The sequence below is a fragment of the Rhodococcus sp. NPDC056960 genome (assembly GCF_042674125.1).
In the GTDB taxonomy this organism is placed as follows: domain Bacteria; phylum Actinomycetota; class Actinomycetes; order Mycobacteriales; family Mycobacteriaceae; genus Rhodococcus_F.
Genome location: NZ_JBHURF010000010.1, coordinates 271,303 through 287,050 on the forward strand (window position 1 = coordinate 271,303; position 15,748 = coordinate 287,050).

A 15,748-nucleotide genomic window follows, 5' to 3' on the forward strand; every position below is an offset into this window, starting at 1 on the left:
ACCATGACCGCAGTACACCCGATCCCCACCGGCGCCGAGAACGTCGCGGCGATGACGCCCAGCGCGTACGTCACCCCGGACACGCTCCGGGCGGGCGATCCCCAGGAACACGAGATGGTCCACCTGAGCAGCGGGGACGACAAGTTCACCATCGGCTCGTGGCGCGCGCAGCCGTACCGCGAGTACATCGAGTCCTATCCCGGCGACGAATACACCCGCGTGCTGGAAGGGTCGGTGACGCTCACCACGGACGACGGCACCTCACACACCTTCGGACCCGGCGACGCATTCACCCTGACCAGGGGCTGGCGCGGGGAGTACCGCGTCGACGAACCGCTGCTCAAGCAGTTCGCGATCTACGTTCCCTGACCACCACTTTCGAGCACGAGGATGACGATGCCTGATCCGACCACACTCGACGACTGGACAGCGCTCGCCGCGACGATCACGCCGCGCCGGGAACTGTTCATCGACGGCGCGTTCCGTCCCGCCAAATCGGACGAGACGTTCGACTCGATCAATCCGGCCACCGGCGAACTACTCGCGCGGGTGTCCGCCGCGGACGCCCCGGACGTCGACGTGGCGGTCCGGTCGGCGCGGGAGGCGTTCGACTCGGGCATCTGGTCGCGCAGCCCGGCGTCGCACCGCAAACGGGTCCTGCTCCGGCTCGCCGAGCTGATCCTCGAGCACCGCCACGAGCTCGCCCTGCTCGACTCCCTCGACATGGGCAAGCTGGTGGTGGAGGCGCTGACCGTCGACGTCCCTTCGGCCGCCGAGCTTTTCAGGTTCTACGCGGAGGCCCTCGACAAGGTCGGTGGGGAGATCGCGCCCACCGATCCCGGGAGTCTCGCGCTGGTCTCCCGCGAACCGCTCGGCGTCATCGGGGCGGTGGTCCCGTGGAACTTCCCGCTCGACCTCGCGGTGTGGAAGCTGGCGCCGGCCCTGGCCGCGGGCAACAGTGTCGTGCTCAAGCCCGCCGAGCAGGCGCCGCTGTCGGTGCTGCGGCTGGCGGAACTGGCGGCCGAGGCGGGGCTGCCCGACGGCGTCCTGGCCGTGGTCCCGGGACCGGGAGCCACCGCCGGGGCGGCGCTGGGCCTGCATCCCGACGTCGACGTCGTCGCGTTCACCGGCTCGACCGCGACCGGGAAGCGGTTCCTCCGGTATGCGGCGGACTCGAATCTGAAGCAGGTCTGGCTCGAATGCGGAGGCAAGAGCCCCAACCTCATGTTCGCGGACGCCGACCTCGACGAGGCGGTGGAGAAGGCGGTGTTCGGCGCGTTCTACAACCAGGGCGCGGTGTGCTCGGCGAATTCCCGGTTGCTGGTGGACGCGTCGGTCGCCGAACAGGCGACCGAGGCCCTCGTCCGCCGGGCGTCGTCGATCCGCCCCGGCAATCCGCTCGATCCCGCGTCGACGCTGGGCGCGATCGTCGACGAGAACCACGCTCGCAGCGTCGCCGGGTTCATCGACCGGGCCCGTTCGGAGGGCCGGGTGTTGCTGGGCGGCAACCGGACCACCGTCGACGGCCGGGGGTGCTTCGTCGAACCGACGATCTTCACGGACGTCGCACCGACCGCCGAGGTGGTGACGCAGGAGGTGTTCGGGCCGGTCCTCACCGTCCAGACGTTCACCGACGAGACGGAGGCGATCCGCATGGGCAACGACAGCATCTACGGTCTGGCCGCCTCGGTGTGGACCGAGAACCTGAACCGGGCGCACCGCGTCTCCTCCGCGTTGCGGGCCGGGACGGTGTCCGTCAACACCGTCGACGCCATCAGCGCGCAGACCCCGTTCGGCGGGTTCAAACAGTCCGGGTTCGGCCGCGACCTGTCGCTGCACGCGATGGACAAGTACACCGGGCTCAAGACCACGTGGATCCGGCTGCGGCCGTAGCGAGCCCGGCGGGCGAATGTACCGTTCGGCGCTCCCGAGGCGCCGAGGGGTACATTCGCCCCCGAATCGTGGCACCCCACTCGAGCGCCGCCGGGACACCTGACACCGCGTCCACCCGGGGATACCGTGGAGGAATGCTCCCCGTCATCGATCTCGCCGAACTGGACACACCGGCCGGGCGGGAACGGCTGCGGGAGATCACCCATCACGTGGGCTTCTTCTACCTCGACGGGCACGGCGTCGAGCGGGAGCTGCTCGACCGCGTGTTCACGGTCGCACGGGAGTTCTTCGCCCTGTCCGAGGACTCCAAGCAGTCGATCGCGATGCTCAACAGCCCGCATTTCCGCGGCTACAACCGCGTGGGCGGTGAACTCACCAACGGCGAGACGGACTGGCGCGAACAGATCGACATCGGTCCCGAACGGCAGCCGATCCCCGGCGCCGCCGACTATCTGCGGCTGCAAGGTCCCAACCAGTGGCCCGCCGACCTGCCCGACCTCGAGAAGACGATCGAGGCCCTCGACGCCGCCCTCGCCGACGTCGGGATGCGGCTGCTCCGGAACTGGGCCGCATCGCTCGACGCCGACCCGGCCACGTTCGACGACGCCTTCGCGCACGCCCCCGCCACGCTCATCAAGGTCGTCCGCTATCCGGAACGGCCGAGCGCCGACCACACCGGGGAACAGGGCGTGGGCGCCCACAAGGACTCGGGCGTGCTGACGATGCTGCTCCTCGAACCGGGATCGTCGGGACTGCAGGTGGAGACCGAGGACGGCGACTGGATCGACGCGCCCGCCAGGGCAGGCTCGTTCGTCGTGAACATCGGTGAACTGCTCGAGGTCGCCACCGGCGGATACCTGCGAGCCACCCGGCACCGGGTGCTCACCCCCGCGGGGGCGCCCGAGCGGCTGTCGGTGCCGTACTTCCTCAATCCCGCACTCGACGCCACCGTTCCGACCATCGAGTTGCCGCCGCACCTGGCCGCCCGCGCCCGCGGCATCGAACTCGATCCGGCGAATCCGCTGTACCGCACGTACGGCGAGAACGCATGGAAGAGCCGCACCCGCGCCCACCCCGACGTCTACCGGCGCTGGTATCCGGACGAGGCGGCACCGCAGTAATCAGACTGCCGCCACCGGGAGTATTGTTCTCGCAGTGTTGTTCCTGACCTCTCGACGCTACGTCGACCTCCGCCTCCAGGCGAGCGCCATCTGTCCGCGCTCGCGCTGACGCACCTCTTCACTCAGGACTCTCTCGCCGTATCCGCCCCACCGGGCGACGTCCACGGCCCCATGCGAAAGGCACACCCATGCCCGATACCGCGCTGCCCACGCGCGCCGAGACCACCTCCCGGCGCCGACTTCCCCAGTGGGCCACAGCGTTCGGCCCCCAGATCGTCACCGGACTCGTCGTCGGCGTCGTCCTCGGACTCGTCGCCCGCGCGATGCCCGTCGCCGCCGACGGCAACGAGAACTGGCTCGTCGGAACCGTCCACACCATCGGCTCGAGTTACGTGAAACTGCTGACCGTCGCGGTGATCCCGCTGGTGTTCACAGCGATCGTCAGCTCGATCGCCAACCTGCGTGAGGTGGCCAATGCCGCGCGCCTCGCCGTCCAGACACTGCTGTGGTTCGCGATCACCGCATTCATCGCCGTCGTCATCGGGATCGTCATCGGACTCGTCACACAACCGGGCTCGCACACGACCGTCACCGGCGCGGGCAAGGAACCGACCACCACCGGTTCGTGGTGGGCGTTCGTCACCGGACTGGTGCCCAGCAACTTCCTCGGCCTGAACGCGAAGACCACCCTCACCGAGGGCGCCGCCAGCACGTCGCTGAGTTTCAACGTGCTGCAGTTGCTCGTCGTCGCGGCCGCGATCGGCATCGCCGCGCTGAAGGTCGGGGCCAAGGCCGAGCCGTTCCTGCAGTTCAACGCGTCGCTGCTGGCCATCGTGCAGAAGGTGCTGTGGTGGATCATCCGCCTCGCACCGATCGGCACCGCCGCGCTGATCGCGAACGCCGTCGCCACGTACGGCTGGGACGCCATCGGTTCGCTCGGCTGGTTCACCGCCGCCGTGTACATCGGTCTGGCCATCGTGTTCCTCGTCGTCTACCCCGTGTTGATCCGCGCGCACGGCCTGTCGGTGCGCGCGTTCTACTCCGGCGTCTGGCCGGCGACGCAGCTCGGATTCGTGTCCCGGTCGTCGATCGGCACCCTGCCCCTCACCGAGCGGGTCACCGAACGCAATCTGGGTGTCCCCCGCGAGTACGCGTCGTTCGCGGTGCCGCTCGGGTCGACCACCAAGATGGACGGCTGCGCCGCCGTCTACCCGGCGATCGCCGCGATCTTCGTCGCCGAATTCTATGGTGTGCCTTTGTCGTTCACCGACTACCTACTGGTCGTCGTCGTCTCGGTCATCGGGTCCGCCGCCACCGCGGGCACCACCGGCGCGACGGTCATGCTGACGCTCACACTGTCGACGCTGGGCCTCCCCCTCGCCGGCGTGGGCCTGCTGCTCGCGGTCGAACCGATCGTCGACATGGGCCGCACCGCGGTGAACGTCACCGGTCAGGCGCTCGTCCCGACCCTCGTCGCGAAGCGCGAGGGCATACTCGACGAGACCCGCTACAACGCCGAGCGGACCGGCGACCCCTTCGTCGACGACGACGAGACCGTCGCCGCGGCGTAGCGAACACCGACGGCAGCCTTCCGCACGTGGGAGGCTGTCGTCATGACGGCCGATCGCTGCGCAGCTACGGACCGGTAAGTCCGAACGGTCGTTCGGCGGGCGACCGGGGCATGCACGATTTACGACCTGGCCTGGTGTGATGTTCGCGACTGCGCGTTCCGCCTGCACGCCCGGCGCGGATTTGGTATCGCTCGTCGGCCGTGGATCGAGGAGCTTGCAGTAAGGACTTAGCCTCCGCTAATCTGCGGTTTCGCGTGGACATGCCAAAGTCCGCATTTCAGACAACGACGTCTGCCTCACCGGCGCATCGGTACGGGGCCGGTTCTCTGCCGTGATCCTCTCGCCGACGCCACCCGTGCGCCCAGCACGGAAACCTATTCGGCGAGTATCGCGAGGAGACAGTCGGTTGAACACGAGTGCCACAAAGTCCGGCCTGTACGACAGGACGCTCGACAAGAGCAGCTGCGGCGTGGGCTTCATCACCCGCAAGGACGGCATTCAGACCCATGACGTCCTCCTCCGCGGCCACGAGGCACTGTGTGCGGTTCCTCACCGCGGTGGCATGTCGGCCGAGGGTGTCGGCGACGGCGCGGGCGTGTGCGTCGACCTGTCGGTGCCGTTCTTCCGCGCCCTGACGGGGCACGACGATCTCGAGGCCGGGCGCTTCGGTGTCGGCAACTTCTTCCTCCCCACCGACGTGGCGTTCCACGGCGACGCGGAGGCGGTCATCGAGCTGGCCCTCGCCGACCAGGGATTCCGGGTGCTCCTCGAGCGTGACGTGCCCGTCGACGCGACCGTGCTGCGGCCCGCCGCGATCCGGCACCAGCTGCCGATCCGGCAGTGGGTGTTCACCGCACCCGGCGCGTGCGCCGACGAGGCCGAGTTCGACCGTCGCATCCACGACGCCCTCCTCGCGATCGAGGCCGTCGCGTACACCCAGCCGGATCTGGCCGGGCTGTACCCGCTGTCGCTCAGCGCGCGCACGCAGGTGCTCAAGGGCCGGCTCAACTCGAACGAGGTGATGCCGTACTTCCAGGACCTCGTCGACCCGGCCCACGCCATCCACACCCTGTACTTCCACACCCGGTTCTCGACGAACACCGACCCGCATCCGACGATGGCGCAGCCGTTCCGCCTGATGGCACACAACGGTGAGCTCAACACCGACAAGAAGAACCGGCTGTCCGAGACGGCGCTGGCCCGCGCCCGGAACCGGGAGATCGTCCGCCCGCACGGCCAGTCCGACAGTTGTCGCCTCGACCAGACGCTGCAGAGCCGCGTCGTGGAGGACGGTCTCGACCTGGTGACCGCGGTCGTGTCGATGATGCCGCCGGCGTGGGAGAACGATTCCACCCTGTCGCCCGAGGTGCGGGCGATGCTCGAGTACTTCTCGCTGTACGAGGAGAAGAACGACGGCCCGGCCGCGCTGATCTTCGGCGACGGCACCGTCGTCGGCGCCCGCCTCGACCGGCTCGGTCTGCGTCCGCTGCGTTCCGTGGAGACGGACGAGTACCTGTGCGTCACGTCGGAGGCCGGGCAGATCGACTTCGACCCCGCCACCGTCCGGCACCGCGGCCGCATCGAGGCCGGCGGCATGCTGTACTTCGACCACCGCGAGGGCCGCGCGTACTCCACCGACGAGGCGCTCGAACTGCTCGCGTCCCGCACCGACTACGTCACGCTGGTCGCCGACGCGCGCCGCACCCTCGACGCCCTGCCCGAGGTGCAGCCCGAGCCCGGCCCGTTGCGCTACAAGGGCGACCTCGACCGCCACCAGCGCTTCGTCGCGTACTCGCACAACCAGGAGAGCTTCAAGTTCATGATGGACCCGATGCTCGCATCGGGTCAGGAGAAGATCTCCGCGATGGGCTACGGCAACGCCATCAACGCGCTCTCCGATCAGGAAGGCGGCGTCGCCAAGTACTTCTCGCAGCGGTTCGCGCAGGTCACCAACCCGTCCCTGGACAGCATCCGGGAGGCCGACGGCATGACGCTGCGGGTGGCGCTCGGCGCCAAGCCGAACAGTGGGGCGCTGTCGGCCCCGCAGATCGTGGTGCCGTCGCCGATCCTCACCCATGCCGAGGCGCTGCGGATCCGCAAGCAGACGGAGACACCCGTCGAGCGGTTCTCGATGCTGTACACCCCCGTCCAGGGCGACGCGGCCGCCAACGCCGCCGCGCTCGAGGCCGCGGTGTCCGCCCTGTGTGACGACGTGGAGGCGTTCGCGCGGGAGCACGGCGGCATCGCCGTCGTCACCGACCGGCACGTGTCCACCGACAAGGCGGCGCTGCCGATGATCGTGGCGATCTCGGCGCTCAACCAGCGTCTCATCGAAGAGGGCCTGCGCCTGCGGGTCTCCGTCGTCGCGGAGAGCGGCCAGATCTCGTCGTCCCACCACGTGGCCGCCGCCCTCGGATTCGGCGCCACCGCGGTGTACCCGCTCGCCGTGCGCCTGCGCGCCGAGGAGAAGTTCGCCGACGAGGCCGACGTGGCGTTCAAGCGGTTCGCGAAGGCCGCCGAGAAGTCGCTGATGAAGACGATGGGACGCGTCGGCCTGTGCACCGCCGAGAGCTACATCGGCGGCGAGTTCTTCGAACCCAACTACCTCGACACCGACGACCCGATCCTGCGCCGCTGGTTCCCGAACGTCCAGACCCCGGTCGGCGGTGTCGGCTTCGCGGTGATCGCGCAAGCCGTCGCCGACTGGCACGCCCGTGCCGTCACCGTGTCGGGCGAGAAGGACATCCCGCTGCTCGGCCTGTTCAAGGAGCGCGCGGAAGGCGCCGGTCACTCGTACGGCACCGCGGCCGTGCGCGGCTTCGTCGACCTCACCGAGGAGCCCATCGCGTTCGACACGGCGGGCACCCAGGACCACACCGAGTCGCTGCGACTGCTGCCGCTGAACCGGCTCGAGGACGCGTTCGGGCTCGACGACGACGCCTACCGCAACGCCGGCTTCCAGAAGCTGACGCACGACGCGATCGACCGCTTCGAGATCACCCCCGGATACCGGGCGTTCGCGCGGACCATGGCCGAGGAGCGCACCCGTCGTCCCGCAGCGCTGCGCGACGTGCTGGATCTGCCCGCTGACGTCACGTTCCTCACGACGGCCGCGGAGTTCCGCAAGCAGATGGGCCGCTTCTCCCGCAAGGGCAACAACAGCTTCGCAGTGCGCGGACTCGCGTGCGAGCCGGTCGGCGACGACGAGTTCCGGCTCCGGCTCACCGGCCCCCACGCGGGCGAGGCTCGGGTGCTGGAGGCACTCGGCGAGTCACTGGTGATGCGGTTCGGCGACGACCTGCGTGAGCACCGCGTCGACGGCGACGCGCTTGTCGTGCGCACGTCCGGTGAGGCGCTGCGGTGCCTGTCGCTGCTGCGCACCGCCCCGCCGAGTGTCCCGCTCGCGCAGGTCCAGAAGGCCAGCGAGATCACCCCGTTCCTCACGTCCGGCGCCATGAGCCACGGTGCGCTCAACTCCAACGCGCACGAGGCCGTCGCGCACGGCACCAACATGGTCGGCGGCATGTCGAACAGCGGTGAGGGCGGCGAGCACATCTCCCGGTACGGCACCATCCGCGGTTCGCGGATCAAGCAGTTCGCGTCGGGCCGTTTCGGTGTGTGGGCCGGGTATCTGGCCGACCCGATGCTCGAGGAACTCGAGATCAAGATCGCGCAGGGCGCCAAGCCCGGTGAGGGCGGGCAGCTGCCCGCACCGAAGGTGACCGTCGAGATCGCGGCCGCGCGTGGCGGCACTCCCGGCGTCGAACTGGTCTCTCCCCCACCGCATCACGACACGTACTCGATCGAGGACCTGGCGCAGCTGATCCACGACTGCAAGGCGGCGCGGGTCCGCGTCATCGTCAAGCTCGTGTCCTCGGAGGGCATCGGCACCATCGCGGTGGGTGTCGCGAAGGCCGGCGCCGACGTCATCAACGTCGCGGGCAACACCGGTGGCACCGGTGCGGCCGCGGTGACGAGCCTCAAGTACGCCGGACGTTCGGCGGAGATCGGCGTCGCCGAGGTCCATCAGGCGTTGTGCGCCAACGGTTTGCGGCAGAAGGTGCTGCTCCGGTGTTCCGGCGCGCACCAGACCGCGAGCGACGTGGTGAAGTCGGCGCTGCTCGGCGCCGACAGCTTCGAGTTCGGCACCACCGCGCTGATGATGCTCAAGTGCGTCATGGCCAAGAACTGCAACGTCAAGTGCCCGGCCGGTCTGACCACCAATCCCGAACTGTTCGACGGGGATCCGCGGGCGATGGCGCAGTACCTGCTGAACATCGCGCACGAGACCCGCGAGGTGCTCGCCGAGCTGGGCATGTCGTCGCTGCGCGAGGCCCGGGGCCGCTCGGATCTGCTGCAGCTGCTCGACCACCCGTCGAGCGTCGGCCAGCTCGACCTGCGCGCGATGCTGGCCGTGGTCGACGAGGTCACCATCGCCGATCCGGTGTACCTGGAGAAGGACTACACCCTCGACGACGGCTGGCTCGTGCAGCTGCGTGCCGCGCTGGTCGAGCAGGGCGAGGCCACGGTCGAGCTCGGCGACGGGGTGCACCTGAGCAACCGCAACAAGAGCGTCGGCGCCCAGCTGGCGGTCGACATCGAGCGGATGCTCAACCACGAGCTCACCGAGGTCGCACTGCCCGCCGTGCTCCGCGACGAGCGTGGCCGCGGTTACCTGCGCGACGGCAGCGTCCGGATCGCGACGTCCGGGTCCGCGGGCCTGTCGTACGGCGCGTTCTGCAACGACGGCATGACCCTCGTCCACACGGGCACCGCCAACGACGGCGTCGGCAAGGGCGCCAACGGCGGCAGCATCGTCGTGCGTTCGCCCGGCGGCGGCTCCGACCGTCACGGCGGCAACGTGTTGATCGGCAACTTCGCGCTGTTCGGCGCCACCGGTGGGCGCACGTTCGTCGAGGGCCAGGCGGGTGACCGCTTCGCCGTGCGCAATTCGGGTGCCACCGCGGTGGTCGAGGGTGTCGGCGACTTCGCCTGCGAGTACATGACCAACGGCGCCGTCCTCAACCTCGGCGGCTTCGGCAAGGGCGTCGGCAACGGGATGAGCGGCGGCTTCGTCTACCAGTACGACCCCGAGAACGAGCTGCCCGGCAAGGCCAGCGCGGACTCGATCCTGCTCGGTTCCCTCACCGGCGACGACGAGCACGCGGCGCTGCACCGTCAGGCCGTGCACGTGCTGCTCGGGTGGCATCTCGAGGCCACCGGCTCCGCCAAGGCGGCGTGGCTGCTGGAGAACTGGGAGACCGAGCAGCACCACTTCGTGTACGGGATGCCGCGCGCACTGCTGCAGTATCAGGACAGCGACGAGATCCTGAAGGCCAAGCCCCGCAAGGACCTGGCCGACGAGCTCGCCGCCGCACTGGTCGCGCACCAGGTGCGGAAGTTCAAGCTGGACTACCGGGACGGCCGTGCGGTTCAGGACGGCGCCGTGCCCGGCTACGGCGAGACCGACACCGAGGCCATGTTCGCGTTGCTGAACAACTACACCGTGCTGAACGCGGCGCAGGAGATGGCGCTGTCGAAGCTGCCGGGTGTCACCGATCTGTCCGATCCGGCGGTCGACAAGGCCGTCCGCAACCTGCTGCTCACCGAGGACTTCTTCCTCGTGCAGCGGTTGCAGCGATACGCACGGGAAGCGTTGAAGGACTACAGCGACGAGGACCTCGCCGTGATGGTGGCGGCCAAACGTCTCGCCGACTACAAGGATGCGCTGCGCCGCCGCAACGTGCGGTCCATCGACGCCCCCGGCACGTACGGCTGGATCCTGCACCAGGATGCGAAGAACGTCGCCAAGATCGGCCGGCTGCCCGGCTTCGAGGAGCTGTTCGCGCAGCACGCCCTCCCCGATCTGATCGCCTCGAAAGACATCCCCACGAAAGACGTGGTGCCCTCATGAAATTGCCCTACATCCCCCAGGACGCCCCGTTCAGCGAGGACCAGCGCGTCTGGCTCACCGGCTTTCTCGCCGGAATGAGCTCGCGTCTGGTCGTCGGCGGCGCCGACGCGCACGCCGCGACAGGCGGGCAACTGCCCGCCATGCACGTGCTGTACGGCAGCCAGACCGGGAACGCGGAGGGTGTCGCGGAAGACGCGGCGGCCGCGGCACGTTCGCACGGCTTCGCGCCGGTCGTGAGCGCCCTCGACGACGTGGACATGGACGTACTCGCCGGCATGCAGCGCGTCCTCGTCGTCACCTCCACCTACGGTGAGGGCGAGATGCCGGACAACGCCGAACTGTTCTGGCAGGCGCTGGCCGCGGAGACCGCACCGCGACTCGAATCCACCGACTTCGCGGTGCTCGCCCTCGGCGACACCGGGTACGACGGGTACTGCCAGGCCGGCAAGATGATCGATACGAGGCTCGAGCAGCTCGGGGCCCACCGGGTCACGCCGCGCGTCGACTGCGACGTCGACTACGAGGACACCGCCGCCGCGTGGGTCGCCGACACGCTGCCGCTGTTCGCGGCCGTCGAGGGGATCCGCGGCGAGTCCGCCGTCGCCGATGTCGCCGAGCCGGTGACGAAACCGGCCCGCACACGGTCGCAGTGGAACCGCAAGAACCCCTACGGTTCCGCGCTCTCCGTGAACCGGCGGCTGTCGAGCGAGACGTCCGCGAAGGAGATCCGGCACTACGAATTCGCGCTCGCCGACAGCGGTCTCGAGTACGAGGCCGGTGACGCGCTCGGTGTGATGCCGATCAACGATCCCGCCCTCGTCGACGCCCTCGTGGCCCGGCTGGGCATCCCCGCGGATGCCGCTGTCACCGGCAAGGAGCGGCCGCTGCGCGACCTGCTGCTGCACGCATACGAGATCTCGACGCCCAGCCACGAATTCATCGACGAGATCGAGAAGCGGGCGGGCGACGACGAACTGAGTCACGTGCTGCGGCACGGCGACAAGGAAGCGCTCGACGCCTGGTTGTGGGGCAAGGACGTGCTCGACCTGCTGCTCCTCGAACCGTCGGTGACGCTGACCGCGGACGAGTTCGTCGGCCTGCTCAAGCCGTTGCAGCACAGGGCGTATTCCATCTCGTCGAGCCCACTCGCCAATCCCGGCAGTGTGCACCTCACCGTCGCGAGCGTCCGGCACAGCTCGGCAGGACGCGACCGCGGCGGCGTGTGCTCCACATTCCTTGCCGACCGGATCGCCGAGGGCGGCAACGGCGGAATCTTCGTGTCGAAGAACAAGTCGTTCCGCGTCCCCGCGAACGACGACGCCCCGATGATCATGGTCGGCCCCGGCACCGGCATCGCGCCGTTCCGCGCGTTCCTGCAGGAACGGCAGGCGCGGGGCGCGTCGGGACGCAACTGGCTGTTCTTCGGCGATCAGCACCGCGCGTCGGACTACATCTACGAGGAGGAGATCGCCGCGATGACCGACAGCGGTCTCCTCACCCGCCTCGACCTTGCCTTCTCCCGCGATCAGGCGGAGAAGATCTACGTGCAGAACCGGATGGTCGAGAACGGCGCGGAGTTGTTCGCCTGGCTCGAGGACGGGGGCCACTTCTACGTCTGCGGCGACGCCACCCGCATGGCGAAGGATGTCGACCGGGCACTGCACCAGGTGGTCGCCACCCATGGCATCCTCTCCACTGAGCAGGCCGCCGAGTACGTGACCAAGCTCAAGAAGGACAAGCGCTACCTGCGCGACGTGTACTGACCACGTCGGCAGCTACTCACGAGGAGCAAGAACAATGGCAGTGGTGATTCTGTACGGCAGCGAGGGCGGCACCTCCGAACTGGTGGCCGACAACATCGCCGACGTGCTCGGCGACTACGGCGACACGTCCCTGTACGACATGATGGAGTTCGACGCGGGCGATCTCGACCCCGAGAACTTCCACGTCATCGTGTGCTCCACCTACGGTGAGGGCGAACTGCCCACCGGCGCGGAACCATTCTTCGAGGGCCTGGAGGAGGACGAACCCGACCTCACGGGCATGCAGTTCGCGCTGTTCGGCCTCGGCGACAAGGTGTACGAGGAGACGTACAACCGTGGCGGCGAGATCCTCGCGGAGAAGCTGATCTCGCTCGGCGCGGTGCAGGTCGGCGAGCACGGCAGGCACGACGGGTCCAGCTCGATCCGGCCGAAGGATCAGGCCGAGGAGTGGGCCAAGAACATCGGCGAGGAGTTCCTCGGATAGCACCTCACACCGGGAGCCGCGACTGCACGTTTCGCACCCAGTCGCGGCTCTCGGCGAGGTAGCGGTCCCGCGCCGACGCGAACAGGCGAACACTCTCGGCGCCAGGCCAATTCGCGGGCAGCATGCCGGCGGGTAGCCCCGGGTCGATGTACGGGATGATCCGCCATTCGTCGAGCAGTGGCACGAATCGGACGAATGCGTCGCGCGGCGACACCTCCCCGGCGGCAGACAGCGCGACCCGGTGGTGGTCGAGGAATTCTCGGTGGCGTTCGGCGATGCCGCCGAGGTCCCACCACCGCGCCGCCGCGTCTTCCATCGAATCGGGCACGAACACCGACGTGGAGACGAACGTGGTCACGTACCCGGACAGTCCCAGCGCGTCGACGATGTCCCCCACCTCACCGGCGAGATATTCGGGTGCGATCCACAGCCCCGGTGACACGGTGCCGCAGCCGATCCAGCCGAGGCGCCTGCGCAACTGGTGCCGCGCCGCCCGTAGGGATTCGGGGATGGTGAACGAGATCAGCCGCCAGGGGTCGGTGTCCGCCATCTGGCGGAAGCCGAAGATCCGCGGATCGCCGCGGGTGAACATCGCCTCGGCCTGCTCGGTCACCTCGTATCCGCTCCGCCCATCGCGGGTCAGCGGCCGCAGCACGCCCTTCTTCTTCAGGCGGGTCACCGCGATGCGCGTCGATTCGGACGGGATGCCGACGGCCTGCATCAGTTCCACGAAATCGGCGATGGCCACCCACCCGCCGAGGTCGCGCACGTACGCGCCGAGAACGGTGCGGATCAGCGACGTCGCGCTGCCGGGACGCGAATCGAAGTCGTCGAGGATCGCGCTCGCCGGTTCAGTCGGCGAGTTCATCACGGATCGCGAGTATCCCGGCGCACACCTCGCCGAAACTCGTGCTCAGCGGGCTCAGTCCGAGGCGAAGACCCTGTGGGGCCCGGAAATCGGGGATGACGCCCTTCGTCCACAGTCGATGAACGACGACCTCGAACCGCGGGTGATCGACGATGACGTGACCACCCCGCTCGGCGGGATCCTCCGGCGATCCGATTTCCACTCCCAGCGGAACCAGCAACTCGCGGACGAGATCGAGTGCGTATTCGGTGAGCGCGACCGACTTGGCCCGCACGGCCGCCATGCCGACCTCGTCGAGAAGGGCGAGAGTGTCCTGCAGCGCGATCATGCCGAGCACGGGCGGCGTTCCGCTGATCACGCGCCGGATGCCTTGTGCCGGGCGGTAGCCCTGCTCCATCGCGAACGGATTGTCGCGCCCCATCCAGCCCCAGATCGGCTGCACGAAGTCCCGCTGATGGTCGGCGCGAACGTACGCGAACGCCGGTGACCCCGGCCCGCCGTTGAGGTACTTGTATGTGCACCCGACCGCCAGGTCGACACCCCACGCGTCGAGTTCGAGGGGCACCGACCCCACGGAGTGACACAGGTCGAGCAGCAGGAGTGCACCCGCGTCGTGGGTGACGCGGGCGGCGCCGGCGGCGTCCACCAGGTAGCCCGAGCGGTACGCGACGTGGCTGAGCACGACGAGCGCTGTGCGGTCGGAGACCACGGACGTCAGGTCGTCGACGGTGACGCCGCCCCGGGTGTCCGACTCGATCCACCGCAGTGTGAGCCCGAGCTCTCCGGCGATGGCCTCGAGCACGTAGCGGTCGGTCGGAAAGTTGTCGCGATCGACGACGATCTCGGTGCGGTCCGGCCGCAACGCGAGCGCACCCCGCGCGAGTTTGTACAGCAGGACCGTCGTCGAGTCGCCGATGGTGGTCTGACCGGGGGCCGCGCCGAGCGCCACCCGCGCGAGCGTGTCGCCGATCGTGATCGGCAGGTCGTACCACTCCTCGTCCCATCCGCGGATCAGCCTGCCACCCCACGATTGCGTGACGAACGTGTGGATCCGCTCGGCGCTCGCCTTGGTGGGCCTGCCGAGAGAGTTCCCGTCGAGGTACGCCACGACCTCGGGATCGTCGGCGCCGATGAACAGTGCGCGGTACTCGCGGAGCGGGTCGGCGGCGTCGAGTTGTCCGGCCCGGGATGCCAGTACGTCGGTGGAGGCGGGCATCATCGTCCGATCTCGGTACGGATGGCGAGAAGTTCGGGAAAGAACGTCAGTTCGAGGGCCTTCTGCAGGAATCCCACGCCACTGGATCCACCCGTTCCCGGCTTCATGCCGATGGTCCGGAGCACCGTGCGCATGTGGCGGAATCGCCACAGCTGAAAGTTCTCCTCGAGGTCGACGAACTCCTCGAAGGCCTCGTAGACGGCCCAGTGTTCTTCGGAATTCTCGTAGACGAACTTGATCAGGGGCAGCAGGTCGTCGTTCTGGGTGTACGCGGCGGTCACGTCGCGGTCCAGCGCGGATGCCGGCACGTCGTATCCGAGCCGCGCCAGGCACTGCCAGAGCGCGTCGTACAGGCTCGGCTCGCGGAGCAGACGCTCGAGCAGGTCGTGGGCGGCGGGATCGGCCTCGAACACGGTGAGCATTCCGGCGTTCTTGTTGCCGAGCACGAACTCGACGGCGCGGTACTGATAGGACTGGAACCCGGACGAGTTGCCGAGGAACTGCCGGAACTCCGAGTACTCGGTGGGGGTCAGTGTGGCCAGGACCGACCACTGCTCGGTCAGCGTCTTCTGGATGTGCTTGACCCGCGCCACACACTTGAGCGCCCTGCCGATGTCGTCGGCGTCGAAAGCTGCCCGGGCCGCGAGGGTTTCGTGCAGGACGAGCTTCAGCCAGAGTTCGGTGGTCTGGTGCTGGATGATGAACAGCAGTTCGTCGTGATGCTCCGGACGGCTCACCGGTTTCTGCGCGCTCAGCAGCGTGTCGAGGTCGAGGTACGAGCCGTAGCTCATCCGCTCGCTGAAATCGGTGACGATGTCTTTCTCGATGGCTCTGGTGTTGGCCTCCACGCCCATGGCCGTCCTCACTGCTGGTGTTCGAGTACCGGGCTCCGACCCCCATATTACATAATCGTGGCGA

10 protein-coding genes are annotated in these 15,748 nt (G+C 68.6%); 7 read left to right on the top strand and 3 right to left on the bottom strand.

The genetic code is table 11. From position 1 onward, the window contains the following. The first annotated feature begins 3 nt into the window (after positions 1 to 3). The 7 genes from ACFTWF_RS18335 to ACFTWF_RS18365 all read left to right on the top strand — a co-directional run bounded on the left by ACFTWF_RS18335 (position 4) and on the right by ACFTWF_RS18365 (position 12,746). Complete coding sequence (locus tag ACFTWF_RS18335; protein WP_378462610.1) at positions 4 to 369, top strand: cupin domain-containing protein; 366 nt, start codon at positions 4 to 6, stop codon at positions 367 to 369. A 27-nt stretch (positions 370 to 396) separates the two neighbouring features. Further along, on the top strand, positions 397 to 1,893 hold the full coding sequence (locus ACFTWF_RS18340) for an aldehyde dehydrogenase (protein WP_378462611.1): 1,497 nt from the start codon (positions 397 to 399) through the stop codon (positions 1,891 to 1,893). Between the two features lie 134 nt (positions 1,894 to 2,027). Continuing rightward, the gene (locus ACFTWF_RS18345) at positions 2,028 to 3,014 is read left to right on the top strand and encodes an isopenicillin N synthase family dioxygenase (RefSeq protein WP_378462612.1); all 987 of its coding nucleotides are present in this window, start codon (positions 2,028 to 2,030) and stop codon (positions 3,012 to 3,014) included. A 188-nt stretch (positions 3,015 to 3,202) separates the two neighbouring features. Beyond that, complete coding sequence (locus tag ACFTWF_RS18350) at positions 3,203 to 4,585, top strand: dicarboxylate/amino acid:cation symporter (protein WP_378462613.1); 1,383 nt, start codon at positions 3,203 to 3,205, stop codon at positions 4,583 to 4,585. A 406-nt stretch (positions 4,586 to 4,991) separates the two neighbouring features. Then, positions 4,992 to 10,499 (top strand): glutamate synthase-related protein, encoded by a 5,508-nt coding sequence (locus ACFTWF_RS18355; RefSeq protein WP_378462614.1) that lies wholly within the window; start codon positions 4,992 to 4,994, stop codon positions 10,497 to 10,499. Beyond that, complete coding sequence (locus ACFTWF_RS18360) at positions 10,496 to 12,262, top strand: sulfite reductase subunit alpha (RefSeq protein ID WP_378462615.1); 1,767 nt, start codon at positions 10,496 to 10,498, stop codon at positions 12,260 to 12,262. Before ACFTWF_RS18355 ends, ACFTWF_RS18360 begins: the two co-directional genes overlap by 4 nt. A 34-nt stretch (positions 12,263 to 12,296) precedes the next feature. Continuing rightward, positions 12,297 to 12,746: a flavodoxin domain-containing protein gene (locus tag ACFTWF_RS18365; RefSeq protein WP_185724973.1), complete on the top strand. Its 450-nt coding sequence runs from the start codon at positions 12,297 to 12,299 to the stop codon at positions 12,744 to 12,746. Between the two features lie 4 nt (positions 12,747 to 12,750). Here ACFTWF_RS18365 and ACFTWF_RS18370 read toward each other — a convergent pair whose 3' ends face one another. From ACFTWF_RS18370 to ACFTWF_RS18380, 3 genes are read right to left on the bottom strand one after another with little or no spacing between them, the layout of a single operon-like run. Further along, positions 12,751 to 13,614: a PaaX family transcriptional regulator C-terminal domain-containing protein gene (locus ACFTWF_RS18370; RefSeq protein WP_378462616.1), complete on the bottom strand. Its 864-nt coding sequence runs from the start codon at positions 13,612 to 13,614 to the stop codon at positions 12,751 to 12,753. After that, a complete protein-coding gene (locus ACFTWF_RS18375) occupies positions 13,598 to 14,833 on the bottom strand; it encodes a kynureninase (protein WP_378462617.1) in 1,236 nt (411 codons plus the stop codon). The genes ACFTWF_RS18370 and ACFTWF_RS18375 overlap by 17 nt, the downstream gene beginning before the upstream one ends. Then, positions 14,830 to 15,684, bottom strand: a complete 855-nt coding sequence (locus ACFTWF_RS18380) for a tryptophan 2,3-dioxygenase (protein WP_378462618.1) — start codon at positions 15,682 to 15,684, stop codon at positions 14,830 to 14,832. The genes ACFTWF_RS18375 and ACFTWF_RS18380 overlap by 4 nt, the downstream gene beginning before the upstream one ends. Positions 15,685 to 15,748 lie beyond the last annotated feature (64 nt).

Bases quoted from the DNA above. Each gene is read 5' to 3' on its own strand.
- ACFTWF_RS18360 (WP_378462615.1), top strand. From the start codon at position 10,496: ATGAAATTGCCCTACATCCCCCAGGACGCCCCGTTCAGCGAGGACCAG.
- ACFTWF_RS18345 (WP_378462612.1), top strand. From the start codon at position 2,028: ATGCTCCCCGTCATCGATCTCGCCGAACTGGACACACCGGCCGGGCGG.
- ACFTWF_RS18365 (WP_185724973.1), top strand. From the start codon at position 12,297: ATGGCAGTGGTGATTCTGTACGGCAGCGAGGGCGGCACCTCCGAACTG.
- ACFTWF_RS18335 (WP_378462610.1), top strand. From the start codon at position 4: ATGACCGCAGTACACCCGATCCCCACCGGCGCCGAGAACGTCGCGGCG.
- ACFTWF_RS18380 (WP_378462618.1), bottom strand. From the start codon at position 15,684: ATGGGCGTGGAGGCCAACACCAGAGCCATCGAGAAAGACATCGTCACC.
- ACFTWF_RS18350 (WP_378462613.1), top strand. From the start codon at position 3,203: ATGCCCGATACCGCGCTGCCCACGCGCGCCGAGACCACCTCCCGGCGC.
- ACFTWF_RS18375 (WP_378462617.1), bottom strand. From the start codon at position 14,833: ATGATGCCCGCCTCCACCGACGTACTGGCATCCCGGGCCGGACAACTC.
- ACFTWF_RS18370 (WP_378462616.1), bottom strand. From the start codon at position 13,614: ATGAACTCGCCGACTGAACCGGCGAGCGCGATCCTCGACGACTTCGAT.
- ACFTWF_RS18340 (WP_378462611.1), top strand. From the start codon at position 397: ATGCCTGATCCGACCACACTCGACGACTGGACAGCGCTCGCCGCGACG.